The organism is Paraburkholderia hospita, from assembly GCF_002902965.1.
Taxonomy (GTDB): Bacteria; Pseudomonadota; Gammaproteobacteria; order Burkholderiales; family Burkholderiaceae; genus Paraburkholderia; species Paraburkholderia hospita.
Genome location: NZ_CP026107.1, coordinates 727728 through 744031, shown reverse-complemented (window position 1 = coordinate 744031; position 16304 = coordinate 727728). Strand labels below are relative to the sequence as shown.

The following is a 16304-nucleotide window of genomic DNA, read 5'->3' as shown; positions in this document are numbered from 1 at the left end:
TCGCGTCCGCTTCGTGACGTTCGAGCGCGCCTGGATACATTGCTGTCGAAGGAAACCGAAAGCCGGCGCCGCGTTCCGTTTCGAACCCGATGATGCACCGGCCCGACGATGCAATCCGCTTGACTTAAACGGGGAACGGATTGCGTTCCGCGAATCCTTCCTGATGCCAGTACGGGTACGCCGGCCGAACCTTGCTCGCTTCATCGAGCTTCGCGACCTGCTCTTGCGTGAGATTCCAGCCCACCGCACCGAGGTTCTGACGCAATTGCTCCTCGTTGCGCGCGCCGATCAGTACCGTCGAAACAGTGGGCCGTTGCAGCAGCCAGTTCAACGCGATCTGCGGAATCGTCTTGCCCGTTTCTTCGGCGATCGCATCCAGTGCATCCACAACGCGATACAGGTATTCCTCGGGCACGGGCGGGCCCATGTCGGCTGTCTTGTGCAAGCGGCTCTGGTCCGGCAGCGGCTGGCCTCGACGGATCTTGCCCGTCAGACGGCCCCAGCCCAGCGGACTCCATACGACCGCACCCACGCCCTGGTCGATGCCGAGCGGCATCAGTTCCCATTCGTAGTCGCGTCCGATCAGCGAGTAATAGGTCTGGTTCGCCACGTATCGCGGATAACCATAACGGTCCGCGACATCGAGCGACTTCTGCAGATGCCACCCTGAGAAATTCGACACGCCCGTGTAGCGGATCTTGCCCGCGCGCACGAGATCGTTCAACGTGGAGAGCGTTTCTTCCACGGGCGTCTTCGCGTCGAAGCCATGCAGCTGGAATAGATCGATATAGTCGGTTTGCAGACGCTTGAGCGCCGCATCGACTGCCTGGATCAGGTGGAAACGCGACGAGCCCACGGCATTCGGATCGTTTTCATCGAAGCGAAACGTGGCCTTCGTCGAGATGATGGTCTTGTCGCGACGCCCTTTCAATGCCTCGCCGAGAATCGATTCCGATGAACCGTTCGAATAGATGTCGGCGGTGTCGAACATCGTGACGCCGGCGTCGAGACAGACATCGATGAGCTTGCGTGCTTCGGCGACATCCGTCGCGCCCCACGCCTGAAAGAATTCGCCTTTGCCGCCGAATGTGCCAGTGCCGAAGCTGAGTACGGGCACCTTGAATCCAGACGCGCCCAGGTGACGATATTCCATGTTGGCCTCATTGATGAATCGGTTGAATGATGCGAACCGCTCGCAAGCTTCGATGCGAGCGCAATGATCAGGTCCATAGACTACCCCATCGGCCCGTCGCGTGCAGGCGTGTTGGCCGACGTCATTCAATTGAAAGAAGAAGCACGCGAATATCCAGAATGAATACTCGCATGCAAATGAGATGAGCAAGCGGAGCGCCTGACCAGAATCACAAAAAGCAAACGGGGCGCGCATCTCACTGCGCGCCCCGCTTCTCACCACTGCCTCAACCGTTGACGGTCTCGACCTCGCTACGCACCAGCTTGCTCTTGCTGCGCAATTCTTCCGTCGTTTCGCCGCCGCCATCGGGCAGCCAGCCCGGGGGCTGGATCACGTGATTGATCGCGATCCACACGCTCTTCGCCGTCACGACATCGCGAATCAGCGTGGCCCAATGCTCGAACTCGACGACGAACGGATTGCGCGACGTGGTCGGCGTGACGAGACCGTAGCGGCAGGGTTCTTCGGCGCGTTCTTCGACATAGGTGCCGAACAGACGGTCGAAGATGATCAGCACACCGCCGTAGTTCGCATCGAGGTACTCGACGTTCGACGCGTGATGCACACGGTGCGCGGACGGCGTATTGAACACGTATTCGAGCCAGCCGAGCTTCGGCACCCACGTCGTATGCAGCCAGAACTGGTACAGCAGGTTCATGTAGAGCGTCAGCAGCACGACTTCAGGGCGCACGCCGAGGAACACGAGCGGCGTGAAGAACATGGCCGAGCCCGTCAGCTTGCCTGTCACGCCGAGCCGATAGGCAGTGGAAAGCGTCAGCTGGTTCGGCGAGTGATGCACGGCATGCGTCGCCCAGAAGAAGCGCATACGGTGCGATGCGCGGTGATACCAGTAGTAGCAGAACTCCTGCCCGATGAAGAGCGCGAACACCATCAGCGCGCTATTGATCGACACAGTGAACAGGCGATGGTCCCACGCGAGCGCGAAAACCGGCGTCGCGAGCGAGAGCGGCAACAACGCGAGCAGCTTGCGTCCGACCAGGTCGAACAGCGAAATCCAGACTTCGTACCACGCGAACGGAGTCGCGGTGCTGCGGTTTTTTCTGCTGAGCACGACTGCTTCGATCAACGACACGAATACGATGACGGCCGAAGCGTAAAGAGGGAGTTTTCCGAAGTGTTCCATGACGATGCCATAACGGTTGTGGCGGGAGGTATCGTCTGCGGTGGGTCTTGGATCAGTCAGTGCATCGCATCCGATATGCGAACTGTAGTGATGGCCGTCGTTACAGGCTATGCGGAAGTTATTTCACCCTATGTCACGGCGCGCGACGCCTTGTGGGACGGGGCTTTCGGGGGTTTTTTCGAGGCGCGGAAAATGGCCACGGAAGGTGAAAAATTGCAGCGACCGCAGTGTTGCGAACGGTCGTGCTACTCAAAGGCAAATCGCTGCAATCACAACGATTCGCCGAAGCCTCAGCCCGCCATCGTCGCGCGAACCGTGTATTCGCCTTCCGGCACGGCGACCGCGAGCCGTTCCAGCGACGTGTAGAAATCGGCGGGCAGTGGTTCGACGGGATAGCCGCGTTTCTCCCACGCATCCAGGCCGCCCTTCAACGCGTGCGCGTGCCGAATGCCCTTGCGATGCAGCTGCTCGATGATGCGCCGCGCCGTCGCCTCGCTCGGACAGACGCAATACACGACGATGGGATGCGCGAGCAGCACGGCGTCCAGCTTGTCCGGCGAGTCGAGATCGAGCGGATAGGCGCCCGCGATCCGGTAAGCCTCTTTCTCGCGCACGCTGCGCGGTCTTGCATCGAAGACCAGCGGCGGCGCGTCCGAGCGCATCATCGTGTCGAGCTGGTCGGGGCTGATACGCCGCTTCGCGAGCAAGCGCCGGAATTGCACGCGCCGAACCCAGCGATACAGCAGCACCGTCACGCAGATCGCGGCGAACGCGTCGAAGATCGTGCCGCCGTTTTGCCGCACCAGCAGCATCGTCTGCACGATCTGGTCATGCAGCGCCGCGCCGCCGAGCAGATACGCGCCCGTCCACAGCGACGCGCCGACTGCATCCCAGAACAGAAACACGCTGGTCGCAATCGCCGTCGTACCGAGCAGCGGCGCGGAAATCAGGCCGAGGCCGGGCAGGAACTTGGCAAGCGTGAGAATCGGCGCGCCGTGCCGCTCGAAGACGCCGCGCGCCGTGCGCAGCGTCGTATCGAGCGACAGCGAAAAGCGCACCAACCCATTCAGCAGCCGCCGGCCGCGCACGCGTCCGACGAAGAACCACATCGAATCGGCGAGCAGCGTCGCGCCGACGGCCGCGCAAAACACGCCCGCGTACGACACCTGCCCCATCGCCGCCATGGTCCCGGCGAGCATCAGCATCGGCGCGGCCGGCACGGGCACGCCGAGTTGCGTGACCAGCACGCTGAGAAACACGGCCCACGGGCCGAGCGAAGCGGGGATAGCGGTGGGGAAATGCCACACGACAGCGGTCCTTTAAAGCATGGTGCGGGCGGCGTTCTCGCTGAACGGCGCCCGTCGAAACGGCGTTGCGCGTCGCAGATGCTGAAGGCGGAAACGAACCCGGCCAGCAAGCGACGCCCGGCGATTCTAGACGGGATTGCGCGAGGACGTGTTCCTGCCGTACAACGCGCCGCCTGTCCTTCCATGCAAAAAGTAACGGATTTCACGGTCAATTCCGTGAAATCGCTTGCCGATCCCGTGTCAGTCCGGGTCGGGCACCGTCATGCCGAGCAGCGCGGAGCTGACCGACTTGCCGTGCGCATCGAGCGCGAGCGAGCGCGTGACGCCGCCGCCGAGCGCATCGCGCAGCACGAAATTGAACGCCGCGAGGCGCGGCAATTCATGGCGCGTCACTTCGCCGTGCACGAAATCGGCGAGCCACGCCTTCACCTGCGCGGCGCTCAGATGGGCGCGCAGATGTTCGTAATGACGCGGGTCGTGACAGATCACCGACACATTCAGCGTGTTGCCCTTGTCGCCCGTGCGCGAATGCGCGAGTTCGCGTAGTTGCATGTCAAGCCTCCACGAAAGCGAATGCCGGGTTCACGTCGTCGCGTGGCAACAGCACGGATTGCACTGCGAGCACCTCGCGTGTCGATTTCGTGACGCCGCCCCCGCCCGCCGGTCCGTTCGTATAAAGCGTTTCGACTTCGTTGCCGATGCGCAGCGCTTCCTCAGCCGTCGCCGTGCGTCCGGCGACGCGCACGCGCACTTCGTACGGCTCGCCGCGCTCGTCGGCGGCTGTCTCGCCGTAGAGAGAATCGACGCCGATCAGATCGAAGCGCAGTTCGCTCGCGGCCACGCCCGTCAGCGCCAGCCGTTCGCGCACGATGTCGAGCGCGAGCCGCGCGCGCGCGACGGCGCCCGGCCCGCCGTACGAAATCTGCCCTTCGCCGATATAGCCGTCCGCATAAGCAACCGACACCTTCAGCGTGTCCGTGCGCGCCGTGCCCTTGCCGCCCGTCACGCGCACCCGGTCCACCGCTTCTTCCGCGACTTCGACTTGCGTGAAATCGGCGACCACGTCCGGTTGCAGATAGCGAGCCGGGTCGTGAATCTCGTAGATCAGTTGCTCCTTGCAGGTCGCCGCGTTGACGCGGCCGCCCGCGTGCGGCACTTTCGTAATGGTAACCGCCCCGTCCGCCGTGACTTCGCCGATCGGGAAACCGAGCCGCGCGAGCTTTGGCACGTCCTTGTAACCAGGATCGGCGAAATAGCCGCCCGTGATCTGCCCCGCGCATTCGAGCAGATGCCCGACGACAGTCGCCTGGCCGAGCGTCGTCCAGTCGTCCATGCGCCAGCCGAACGCGTGGATCAGCGGCGCCGTGAACAAGGACGGATCGGCGACGCGCCCGGTCAGCACGATATCGGCGCCCGCATCGAGCGCGGCGACGATGGGCGCCGCGCCGAGATAAGCATTCGCCGACACGATGCGCTCGCGATACGCCGCGACGTCATCGCCCGATTCCTCGAAGCGGAACCGGCCTTGCAGCACGACGTCGAGCACGTCGTCGCCGCTCACGGCCGCGATCTTCAGGCCGCCCAGACCGAGCGACTGCGCGATCTGCGCCGTCTTGCGCGCAGCCGCGTGTGGATTGGCCGCGCCCATGTTCGAGATGATCCGCACGCCGTTGCGCGCGGCAACGGGCAGCACGGCGCGCATGCGCGCTTCGAGCAGCGGATCGTAGCCGAGTTGCGGATCTTTGCGTTTCGCCTCCTGCGCGATCGCGATGGTCCGCTCAGCCAGGCACTCGAATACGAGAAAGTCGAGCTGGCCGTGCTCCGCGAGTTCGACGGCGGGCTCGATACGGTCGCCCGAGTAACCTGCGCCGGCTCCGAGCCTGACACGTCGTTCGTGCTGATTTGCTGTCATTGCCGCACCACCCTCTGCTAAAACTCACAACGAAAAAATACCCAGCACGACGCACGCAATCGTCATCACGATCGACGCGCCGAACAGCAGCGGGAACGTGAACTTCTGATGCTCGGCGAGTTCGATCCCGCACAGGCCGACCACGAGGAACGTCGCGGGCGTCAACGGGCTGACAGGAAAGCCCGTCGTCATCTGGCCGAGCAGCGCCGCCTGGCCGACCTGCACGGACGGCACGCCGAGCTGCCCCGCCACTTCGGCGATCACGGGCAGCACGCCGAAGTAGAACGAATCGGGGTCGAACAGCATGCTGAGCGGCATCGAAAGCAGACCGAGCACGACGGGAATGTGACCCGCCATGCCGGGCGGCACGAAGCCGACGGCCGACTGCGCCATGGCCTTCAGCATGCCGCTGCCCTGCATGACCCCGGTGAACACGCCTGCCGCGAGCAGAATGCCCGCCATCATCAGCGCGGCGCGCGCGTGGGCATCGATGCGCTTGCGTTGCATGTCGACGTTCGGATAGTTGACCATCAGCGCGATGCACAGGCCGACCATGAACATGATCGCGGGCGGAATCTTCTCGCCCATCACGACCATCGTGCCGAGCACGATCACCGTCAGCACGATGTTGAACCAGAAGTTCTGCGGGCGGCGCAGCGCCTGCTCCTCGGGCGTGAGTTCGCGTTGAGGCATCGGAATCGCGCCAGCCGCGCCCGACACGCCGAGCCGTTTTTCTTCGCGCCGCCCCAGCCAGTACGCCGTGCCGAATACGAATACGAGGCCGATCGCCTGCACGGGAATCAACGGATTGAACAGCGCCGAGACGGGCAGATGCAGTGACGCGGACGCGCGGATCATCGGCCCCGTCCACGGCAGGAAGTTGATGCCCGCCGCCAGCGACACGGCCGCCGCCAGCACACGCTTGTCCATCTGCAGGCGCTCGTAGAGCGGCAGCATCGCCGGAATCGTGACGAGAAAGCAGACGGCGCCCGAGCCATCCAGATGGATCAGCAGCGCGAGCAGCGTCGTGCCCATCACGATGCGCGTCGGCCGCGTGCCGACCGCCCGCAGAATCCGGTCGATGATGGGATCGAGCGTGCCAGCGTCGGTGATCGTGCCGAAGTACAGGATCGCGAACACGAACATGCCGACCACGGGCGCCAGGTTCTTCAACCCGTCGACGACGAACTTGCTGGTCTGCAGCCCGAAGCCGCCGATCAGCGACGCCGCAATGGGCACGATGATCAGCGCGACGAGCGGCGACATGCGCTTCGAGAGAATGGCGCCGAGCAATACGGCGATAGTGACGAGCCCCAGTAAAGGCAGCATGTGCGTGTCTCCAAGTCTTGTCTTTTAATGGCTTCGAGCGTAAGTTCAGCGCAGCAATAACACAATTGAAATGATTTGATCGCAGCAATCACAAACCGTTATGGATCTGAATCTCCGCGACATCCGCGCATTCGTCACGGTCGCTAACGCGGGCAATTTCACGCGCGCCGCCGTCCGGCTGCATCTGTCACAGCCGGCGCTCACCGTGCAGATACGGCGGCTCGAAGAGACCGTCGGCGCGCGGCTGTTCGACCGCAATAGCCGCTCGGTCGCGCTCACGCAGACGGGCCGCGAGCTGCTGCCGCTCCTGCAGCGCTCGCTCGACGACATGGAACGCGTGCTGCGCGACGCCCGCGCGCTCGGCGAGGGATCGAGCGGCACCGTGCGCCTCGCCTGTCTGCCGACGTTCGCGGCGAGCGCACTGCCCGATCTGATCCAGATGTTCAGAAAGCGCGTGCCGCAGGCGCAGTTCCAGATTCGCGACGTCGTCGCGAGCACGGTGAATGCGCTCGTGCGCAATGAAGAGGCCGATATCGGGCTGACGGGCGGCGATACCTTCGACGCAGCGCTCGAAGTGCTCGTCGAAGGCGCCGACCGGCTCGTGGTGGTGTGCCCGAAAGACCACGCGCTGGCCCGCAAGCGCCGGGTGTCGGTCAGCGATGTCGCCGCATCGCCGCTCGTGCTGACGGCGCAAGGCACGAGCGTTCGCAGCGTCGTCGATGCGGCGCTCGAGCAGGCCGGCTGCGCGCCCGACATCGCCTGCGAGCCGACCTACATGATGACGGCCGTCGCGATGGTGCGCGGCGGGCTCGGCGTGACGATCCTGCCGGCGACGGCCCGCGAGGTGCTGGCCGAACGGGATCTGGTCGCAAGGCCCATCGACGATCCTTCGTTCGTGCGGCCCATCGCGCTGATCAAAAAGCGTGGCCGCACCTTGCCCCGCGTCGCCGAAGACTTCGTGGCACTGATCGCGAAACGCATGAAGTGATCGCCGGAAAAATCCGAACACTTGACATGCGTGCGTCACATGACTGCGTGAGTCGATTGGACGCATTGTGGAATCGCAACCTTACCGGGAAATCGCTATTGCCCGTTTTATGCATCTCCGCCTAATCTTGAGTTCGGCAAGCGGTAGTACCCTGCATCGCAAGCGGCGTCGACGAACGCCGCGTTCGGCATTCATTCCGAGGCGTTACGCATCACATGTCAGCGTACAAGTTCAAGCTCCTGATCGTCGACGACGACGTCGCGACCGTGCGCATCATGAGCGATATGCTTTCCGACTACGGCGAGCGGCGCTTTGCGCTGTCGGGCGAAATGGGCTTGTTGCTTGCGCGGCAATCCACGCCCGACCTGATTCTGCTCGACGCGAGCATGCCCGGCATGACAGGCTTCGACTTCTGCGAAATCCTGAAGGCCGACAGCGAACTCGCGAAAATCCCGGTGATCTTCGTCACGAGCCACGACGCGCCCGCGCTCGAAATCGACGCGTTCCGGCTCGGCGCAGCCGATTACGTGACGAAGCCGCTGAACGCAACCCAATTGCGCGCGCGCGTCGAGACGCAACTGCGCAGGCGGCTCAAAATCCTGAACCAGTCGGAGAGCTTTCGCGCCGGCCTGTTCCTGCCGCCCACGCTCGGCGCGTTGCCGGACAACATTCTGGTCGTCGACAGCGATCCGGGCCGGTTGAACCGCCTGCAGGACCTGCTGCACGATCTGGGTCGCTGCACGTCGGCGACGACGGGCGCGCAAGGTCTCGAACGCGCGCTGCACAGCCTGCCGACCGTGATCCTCGTGGACGCCGCATTGCCGGACACGAGCGGCTTACAGCTATGCGCGGCGTTGAAGAAAGAGCCGCGGCTCGAAGGCGTGCCCGTGCTGTTGATGACGGACGGCGCGGCCAGTGACAAGGCCGACTATGAACGCGCGCTGCTGAACGGCGTCGCCGACAGCGTGCTGAATCACGCGCAACCCACCGTGCTCAAGGCGCGCGTGAAGCATGCGATGGCGTCGGTGCATGCGGACCAGAGACGGATCGGCGCGATGCGCGAATACTGGCTCGCCGTGGAGAAAGCCGCACGGCGCGTTGAACGCAAGGACGGCGAAGGGACGGTGCCTGATTGAGCGGAACGGCGGCGAAGGCGCTCTCGCGCTTTTGCCGTCGTTCCACGCTTCACGGCACGCTGCGAGCGCTCGCTCAGAACCCCGCTGCGAGACCGTCGCGCCGGCTGTCGCTCGCAGCGACATAGCCACGATCCGGCTCGTTGCGGTCAAGCTTCCAGATGAACTGGCCAGAGCCGAAATCCATATACGGATCGTCAATCGACTTGATCGTGTGGCCGAGGCCTTCCAACTCGCGCGCGGTGCTCGGGTCGAGCGTGTGCTCGATATCGATCGAGAAGTCGCGGTTGACCTTCCAGCGCGGCGCGTCGCACGCGGCCTGCGGTTGCTGGCCGTAGTCGAGCATCCGCACGACAGTCTGCAAATGGCCTTGCGGCTGCATGTCGCCGCCCATCACGCCGAAGCTCATCACCGCTTCTTGCTGGCCATCCACCTGCTGCGTGAGGAACGCCGGGATGATCGTGTGGAACGGCCGCTTGCCGCCTTCGACGACGTTCGGCGACTTCGGGTCCATCGAAAAGCCACAGCCACGGTTTTGCAGCGAAATGCCCATGCCAGGCACGACGCAGCCGGAGCCAAAACCCATGTAGTTCGACTGGATGAAGCTGACCATCATGCCGCGCTCGTCCGCCGCCGACATATAGATCGTGCCGCCCGACTTCGGCATGCCGAAGTCGAACTGCGTCGCGCGCTTCGGGTCGATCAGCTTCGCGCGGGATTTCAGGTAGGCGTCGTCGAGCATCTGCTCGGGCGTCACTTCCATCGAACGCGGATCGGCGACATAGCGGTACACATCCGCGAAGGCGAGCTTCATCGCTTCGATCTGCAAGTGCTGCGATTCGATCCCGTCGAGCTTCAGCGACGCCACGTCGAACTGTTCGAGGATGCCGAGCGCGATCAACGCGGCGATGCCCTGCCCGTTCGGCGGAATCTCGTGCACCGTGTAGCCGCGATACGCCTTGCCGATCGGCTCGACCCACTCGGGCTGATAGTTGCGCAGGTCGTCGAATGTCATCGCGCCGCCGTATTCGCGCGCAAACGCCGCGATACGCTCGGCGATTTCGCCTTCGTAATAAGCGCGCGGGCCTTTTTCCGCGAGCAGGCGCAGGGTCTTCGCGTGGCCCGGCATCCGGATCAGTTCACTGACCTCGGGCGCGCGGCCGTGCGGCATGAAGGCATCGGCGAAGCCCGGCTGGTTCTTCAACTCGGGCACGGCGGCCGCCCACTTGCGCGCGACGACGCTCGCCACCGCGTGGCCACGCTCGGCGATCTCGATGGCGGGCTCCATCAGGTCCGCGAACGGCAGCGAGCCGAACTTCTTGTGCAGCGCTTCCCAGCCTGCGATCGCGCCCGGCACCGTCACCGTGTCCCAGCCGCGCACCGGCTGCGTGGCGACGCCGTTGTTCTCGCCGTATTTGCGCTTGAAGTAATCGACATTCCACGCGGCGGGCGCGACGCCCGACGCGTTCAGCCCATGCAGCTTTTTGCCGTCCCACACGAGCGCGAACGCATCGCTGCCCAGGCCGTTCGACACCGGCTCGACGACGGTGATCGCCGCAGCCGCCGCGATCGCGGCATCGACGGCATTGCCGCCTTTCCACAGCATGCGCAAGCCGGCTTGCGCGGCAAGCGGCTGCGAAGTCGACACGATGTTGCGCGCAAACACGGGCATGCGCAGCGTGGGATACGGGTTCTGCCAGTTGAAGCTTGTCATGTTGTCACTCTTAGGGTTTTGCCAGTTCAACCGCAGCGCCGTCTTGAGCCACGCCGCTGCGTAAAGAATCAGAGACTCGAATCAGGACTCGCGCGGATCGAGCGCGTCGCGCAGACCGTCGCCGAGCAGGTTGAAGCCGAGCACAGCCAGGAAGATCGCGATGCCGGGAAAGATTGACATCCACGGCGCCTGGCTGACGAAGTCCTTCGCGGTGTTGAGCATCGATCCCCACGACGGCGAGGGCGGCAATTGCCCCAGCCCGAGGAACGACAGGCTCGCTTCGGCGATGATCGCGCTCGCCACCGTGAGGCTCGCCTGCACGATGATGGGCGGCAGCACGTTCGGCAGAATGTAACGCAGAATGATGCGCGCGTGATCGAGACCGATCGCGCGCGCGCCTTCCACGTACTCTTCGGCCTTCACGCTGATCGCCTGGCCGCGCGTGAGGCGGATGAAGCGCGGCATCGCCGAAATCCCGATCGCGGCCATCGCGTTCGTCAGGCTCGGCCCGAGAAACGCGCTCAACGCAATCGCGAGAATCAGGAAGGGAATGGACAGCAGCGCGTCGGCGATGCGCGAGATCACGCCGTCGACGAGCTTGCCGAAGTAGCCCGCGAGAAGCCCAAGCGGCACGCCCAGCACGACTGCTATACCGACCGAAACCACGCCCGCCAGCAGCGACGCGCGCGCGCCATACAGCAGGCGGCTCAACACGTCGCGGCCAAGTTCGTCGGTGCCGAACCAGTGCGCCGCCGACGGCGCCTGGCGCACGGTCATGAAGCTCGCCTGCACCGGGTCGTACTGCGTGAGCCACGGCGCGAACACGGCCATCACGACGATCAGCGCGACGAGGATTGCGCCGAACACGGCCGCCTTGTTGCGCATGAAGCGCACGAGCCCGCGGCGCTTGCGGCGCGGCAGCGTTGCCGCTGCGGAACGTGCATCGATTGAAGTAGCCATCAACTGCGCCTCAGTCGGGGATTGAGCAGGATATACAGCACGTCGGCGCACAGATTCACGACGATGAACGCCAGCGCCGTGACGAGCACGACACCTTGCACGACGGGGTAATCGCGATTGAACACGGCATCAACGACCAGCTTGCCGAAGCCGGGAATCGTGAACACCTGCTCCGTCAGCACGGCACCCGCGAGCAGTTCGCCGAACAGCAGCGCGAGCACGGTGACGATGGGGATCAACGCATTGCGAAACGCGTGCTTGACGACCACGGCGCCACGCAACAGGCCCTTCGCGCGTGCGGTGCGGATGTAGTCCGTACGCAGCACGCCGAGCATCGCGCTGCGCGTGTGGCGCATCAGTTGCGCGCCGAGCGCCGCGCCCAATACGAACGCGGGCATCAGCATCGTCTTGATGCTGAGCCAGAAGTCCTCGCCCGGCGACACATAGCCCGACGACGGCAGCAGATGCCAGCGCACCGAGACAATGAAAATCAGCATGATGCCGAGCCAGAAATTCGGTATCGACATGCCCGACAGCGCGAAAATGTTCGCCGCGTAATCGAGCGGCCCGCCGCGGCTCGCCGCCGAAATCACGCCGGCCGGGATGCCGATGCCGATTGCGAGGATCATCGCCATTACCGCGAGTTGGAGCGTGACGGGCAGCTTCTGCGCGATCAGCGAGCGCACGGGCACGTCCGTGCGCAGCGACGAACCCAGGTCGCCGTGCGCGACGTCACGCACCCACAGCGCGTACTGCGTCGGCACGGGCTGATCGAGGTGATACTTGACGCGCAGTGTCGCGATGACCTGCGCGTCCTGATCTTCGCCCGCCATCGCCAGCACCGGGTCGCCCGGCAACAGCTTTTGCAGGCCGAAGATCAACACCGACACCAGGATCAGCGTCGGCACGGCCACCAGCATGCGATTCGCGATGATCCGCAGCATGACGCTCAGCCCTTCACCGACACGCCGCGCAGGCGCACCAGACCGTCGGCGGAAGGCGTGAAGCCCTGCACCTTCTTCGACAGCACGAACGGCCACGGTTGCGCGTACAGATAGACGATCGGGTCGTCGTCGGCGAGGATCTTGCCGGCGGCGTCGTAGTCCGTCTTGCGCTCGGCCGAGGTGAGCCGAGTGCGCGCGTTATCGAGCAGCGAGTCGACCTGCTGGTTGCAGTAATGCGCGTAGTTCAGGTTGCCCGCGCAGGTATTGAACTGATGCAGGTTGCCGTCCGGGTCGACGCGGCCCGACCAGCCCGTGTACATCGCCTCGAAATCGCCGCTGTGTCCGGCGTTCAGCTCGGTCGCGTAATCGCTCGGGCGCAGCTTCAGCGTGATGCCGGACTCGCTCAGCATGGCCTGAAGCATCTGCGTGATCTGGCTCGCGACCGTGTTGTTCGGATACGCGAACTCGACGGTCGGATGCTCTTGCCCTGCCGCTTTCAGCAACGCCTTCGCCTTGGCGACGTCGCGCTTCGTGGTCGGCAGCGACGCGTTGTAGTACGGGCTCGACTTCGGAATGCCCTGGTTGGCCGGCGAGAAAATGCCCGCGCCGATCACCTGATCGATGGCCTCGCGATCAATCGACAGCTCGAACGCCTGGCGCACGCGTTTGTCCTTCAGCGGATTGTTGCCGCGCGGCCCGTTGTTGATGTTGAAGGTCACGTAGTAGAAGCCGAGGCCCGTGACCGGCTTGAACTGCACGTTCGCGTCGCCCTTTACGGATGCGACATCGGAAGGTGCGAGACGCTCCAGCATGTCGAGCGAGCCCGAACGCAGGTTCGCCAGACGCACGGTGCTGTCGGGAATCGGCTGGAACACGACGCGTTGGATCGGGTACTTGTCCGCGTCCCAGTAGCCCGTGAACTTCTCCAGCACGACGCGATCGTTCTGCACGCGCTGCACAAATTTGTACGGACCCGAGCACACAGGATGCGAGCCGACGCCAGCGGCATCGGCGAGCGTCTTCGGCGCGAGCATCATGCCGGCGCGGTCGGACAGGGTTGCTAGCAGCGCCGCGTCCGGCTGCTTCAGCACGATCTTCACGGTGCTGTCGTCCACGACATCGACGTGATCGATCGACGACAGCTCGCTCTTGCGGTTGCTGGTCGGCAGACTGCTATAGCGGTCGAGATTCGCCTTCACGGCGGCCGCATTGAACGGCTCGTCGTTCTGGAACTTCACGCCCTGCCGCAGCTTGAAGGTCAGGGTCTTGCCGTCGGGACTCGTCGTCCACGACGTGGCGAGCATCGGCACGATCTTCAGGTCGGGCGACACGTCGACGAGCGAATTGCACAGCGATGCGAACACGATACGGTCGACGAACTGCACGCTGCGCGCCGGATCGAGCGAGCCGATATCGTCCTGCAAGCCAATGCGGATGGTGCTCTGGGCCATCGCGGCGGAGGCGCCCATTGCGAGCGCGGCGGCAATCAACATTCTTCGCATGCGTTATGTCCTTGTTGCAGTTCGGGTTGCCATCAGAGGTTGTGCTATGGGTTCGCGTTCGCTGTCAGCGCTGCCTGCTTCTCGCGGTAGATCGCAAGGCGCTCGTTCAGCTTCGTGCTGACGCTCGCGGCGAGCGGCGCGCCGCCGCCCGCGTTCTGCACGTCGCGCCAGAAATGACAGGCGACCTGCCGCCCGCCCGGTAGCGTTTCGGCAAGCGGACGCTCCTGCGAACAGCGCGGCTTCGCATGCGGACAGCGCGTATGAAAACGGCAGCCCGGCGGCGGCGCGGTCGGGCTCGGCAGATCGCCTTGCAAGGCGGGCTTCGTGCGCCGCTCATGCGGGCTGCTGGCGGGAATCGCGCGCAACAGCGCCTGCGTGTACGGATGCAGCGGCGCGTCGAACAGTTCGTCGACCTGCGCCAGTTCGACGATTTCGCCCAGATACATCACGGCGACGCGGTCGCTCATGTGCCGGATCACGGCGAGATCGTGCGCGACCATGACAAGCGTGAGGCCGAGTTCCGCCTTCAGCGATTCGAGCAGATTGATAACCTGCGCCTGCACGGACACATCGAGCGCCGAAACCGGCTCGTCGCCGACAATCAGCTTCGGCTCGCCCGCCAGCGCGCGCGCAATGCCGATGCGCTGCCGCTGCCCGCCGGAAAACTCATGCGGATAGCGCTCCGCATACGCGGGCTGCAGGCCGACTTTGGTCAACAGTTGCGCGACGCGCTCGCGGCGCTCAGACGCATTGCGAACGAGACCATGAAACGCCACCGGCTCGCCGATGATCTGCCCGATCGTCATGCCAGGATTCAGCGACGCGAACGGGTCCTGAAAAATGATCTGCATCTCGCGGCGCAAGCGGCGCAGCTTCGCGCCTTGCCAGTGCGTGATGTCTTCGCCCTGATAGAGCACGCGGCCCTGCGTCGCGTCGATCAGGCGCAGCAGCAGACGGCCGAGCGTCGACTTGCCGCATCCCGATTCGCCGACGATCGCAAACGTCTCGCCCGTCTGCACGGCGAACGACACTTCGTTGACGGCATGCACGGTCGGCGTGCGCGCGAACATCTGCCGCTCGCCGCCGAAGCGTTTGGTCAGCGCGCTCGCTTCGAGGATGGGTGTCGCGATGTGCTTCGGGCTCGTCATGTCAGCTCCTTCTGCTGCACCGGCTCGACGAGCTGCTCGACAGGCGCGAGCCAGCATGCGACGCGATGCTCGCCCGAAAGCGTCCGGTCGGGCGGCGCGGCGTCGATGCAGCGCTGCTCCGCGAACGGACAGCGCGGCGCGAAGCGGCAGCCGCGCGGCATCTGCTCGGGCGACGGCACCGAGCCGCGAATTGTCGCGAGCGACCCTTCGCGCTTGCCGACGGACGGAATCGCGCCCATCAGGCCGATCGTGTACGGATGCTGCGGATCGTCGAACAGATCGGCGACCGTGCCGTACTCGACGATCCTGCCCGCATACATCACAGCGACGTGATCCGCGACTTCGGCGACCACGCCGAGGTCGTGCGTGATCAGCAGCATCGCCGTGCCCGTCTCCGCCTGGAGCGTGCGCACGAGCGACAGCACCTGCGCCTGGATGGTCACGTCGAGCGCGGTGGTCGGCTCGTCGGCGATCAGAAGACGCGGGCTGTTGGCAAGCGCCATCGCGATCATCACGCGCTGGCGCATGCCGCCCGACAGTTGATGGGGGAAAGTGTCGAGCCGCGTTTCGGGGGCGGGAATATGGACGAGGCGCAGCATCTTCAGTGCTTCTTCGCGCGCCTCTGCACGGCTGACGCCGCGATGCCGCCGGATGCTCTCGCCAATCTGCTCGCCGATCGTATAGGCGGGATTGAGCGAGGTCATCGGCTCCTGGAAGATCATCGACATCCGGTTGCCGCGAATGTCGGCCAGCTCGCGCTCGGACAGCGCGAACAGATCCATGCCTTCGAAATGCGCAGTGCCCGCGACGCGCCGCGCGGGCGGACTGGCGAGCAATCCCATCAGCGCCAGCGACGTGACGCTCTTGCCGCAGCCTGACTCTCCGACCATGCACAGCGTTTCGCCAGCATGAACGGGAAAAGAGACGTTATCGACGACATTGGGCACATCGGGCGCGTTCGAAAACTTCAACGAGAAGCCGCGTACATCGAGAACGGGTTGGCGTTCAGCACCGGTCATGCCTGGGTACTC

The 16304-nt window shown here is 64.5% G+C and carries 14 protein-coding genes; 2 read left to right on the top strand and 12 right to left on the bottom strand.

Annotation, left to right across the window (positions count from 1 at the left end; all coding sequences use genetic code 11):
* Positions 1 to 124: 124 nt before the first annotated feature.
* The 6 genes from C2L64_RS36535 to C2L64_RS36510 all read right to left on the bottom strand — a co-directional run bounded on the left by C2L64_RS36535 (position 125) and on the right by C2L64_RS36510 (position 6884).
* Positions 125 to 1153: an aldo/keto reductase gene (locus C2L64_RS36535; RefSeq protein WP_007733625.1), complete on the bottom strand. Its 1029-nt coding sequence runs from the start codon at positions 1151 to 1153 to the stop codon at positions 125 to 127.
* A 265-nt stretch (positions 1154 to 1418) separates the two neighbouring features.
* Positions 1419 to 2336 (bottom strand): sterol desaturase family protein, encoded by a 918-nt coding sequence (locus C2L64_RS36530; protein ID WP_009770864.1) that lies wholly within the window; start codon positions 2334 to 2336, stop codon positions 1419 to 1421.
* A gap of 290 nt (positions 2337 to 2626) precedes the next feature.
* A complete protein-coding gene (locus C2L64_RS36525; protein ID WP_007733628.1) occupies positions 2627 to 3643 on the bottom strand; it encodes a VTT domain-containing protein in 1017 nt (338 codons plus the stop codon).
* Between the two features lie 240 nt (positions 3644 to 3883).
* Positions 3884 to 4195, bottom strand: coding sequence for an AtuA-related protein (locus C2L64_RS36520; protein ID WP_009770863.1), 312 nt, complete (start codon positions 4193 to 4195; stop codon positions 3884 to 3886).
* 1 nt (position 4196) lies between these two features.
* Positions 4197 to 5555: an acyclic terpene utilization AtuA family protein gene (locus C2L64_RS36515; protein WP_009770862.1), complete on the bottom strand. Its 1359-nt coding sequence runs from the start codon at positions 5553 to 5555 to the stop codon at positions 4197 to 4199.
* A gap of 24 nt (positions 5556 to 5579) precedes the next feature.
* The gene (locus C2L64_RS36510; protein ID WP_009770861.1) at positions 5580 to 6884 is read right to left on the bottom strand and encodes a CitMHS family transporter; all 1305 of its coding nucleotides are present in this window, start codon (positions 6882 to 6884) and stop codon (positions 5580 to 5582) included.
* A gap of 100 nt (positions 6885 to 6984) precedes the next feature.
* Between C2L64_RS36510 and C2L64_RS36505 the strand changes: the two genes are divergently transcribed.
* Both C2L64_RS36505 and C2L64_RS36500 read left to right on the top strand, forming a co-directional pair.
* Complete coding sequence (locus tag C2L64_RS36505; protein WP_009770860.1) at positions 6985 to 7872, top strand: LysR family transcriptional regulator; 888 nt, start codon at positions 6985 to 6987, stop codon at positions 7870 to 7872.
* Between the two features lie 215 nt (positions 7873 to 8087).
* Positions 8088 to 9008 (top strand): response regulator, encoded by a 921-nt coding sequence (locus C2L64_RS36500; RefSeq protein WP_009770859.1) that lies wholly within the window; start codon positions 8088 to 8090, stop codon positions 9006 to 9008.
* Between the two features lie 73 nt (positions 9009 to 9081).
* Here the strand turns inward: C2L64_RS36500 and C2L64_RS36495 are convergent, their stop codons facing one another.
* The 6 genes from C2L64_RS36495 to C2L64_RS36470 form a co-directional block, all read right to left on the bottom strand.
* Positions 9082 to 10719 (bottom strand): gamma-glutamyltransferase family protein, encoded by a 1638-nt coding sequence (locus tag C2L64_RS36495; RefSeq protein WP_009770858.1) that lies wholly within the window; start codon positions 10717 to 10719, stop codon positions 9082 to 9084.
* Between the two features lie 81 nt (positions 10720 to 10800).
* The gene (locus C2L64_RS36490) at positions 10801 to 11679 is read right to left on the bottom strand and encodes an ABC transporter permease (RefSeq protein ID WP_009770857.1); all 879 of its coding nucleotides are present in this window, start codon (positions 11677 to 11679) and stop codon (positions 10801 to 10803) included.
* On the bottom strand, positions 11679 to 12623 hold the full coding sequence (locus tag C2L64_RS36485; RefSeq protein WP_009770856.1) for an ABC transporter permease: 945 nt from the start codon (positions 12621 to 12623) through the stop codon (positions 11679 to 11681). Before C2L64_RS36485 ends, C2L64_RS36490 begins: the two co-directional genes overlap by 1 nt.
* A gap of 5 nt (positions 12624 to 12628) precedes the next feature.
* The gene (locus tag C2L64_RS36480; protein ID WP_039902606.1) at positions 12629 to 14125 is read right to left on the bottom strand and encodes an ABC transporter substrate-binding protein; all 1497 of its coding nucleotides are present in this window, start codon (positions 14123 to 14125) and stop codon (positions 12629 to 12631) included.
* 44 nt (positions 14126 to 14169) lie between these two features.
* Positions 14170 to 15273: an ABC transporter ATP-binding protein gene (locus tag C2L64_RS36475; RefSeq protein ID WP_009770854.1), complete on the bottom strand. Its 1104-nt coding sequence runs from the start codon at positions 15271 to 15273 to the stop codon at positions 14170 to 14172.
* Positions 15270 to 16292 (bottom strand): ABC transporter ATP-binding protein, encoded by a 1023-nt coding sequence (locus C2L64_RS36470; protein ID WP_007733724.1) that lies wholly within the window; start codon positions 16290 to 16292, stop codon positions 15270 to 15272. The genes C2L64_RS36475 and C2L64_RS36470 overlap by 4 nt, the downstream gene beginning before the upstream one ends.
* Positions 16293 to 16304: the final 12 nt, after the last annotated feature.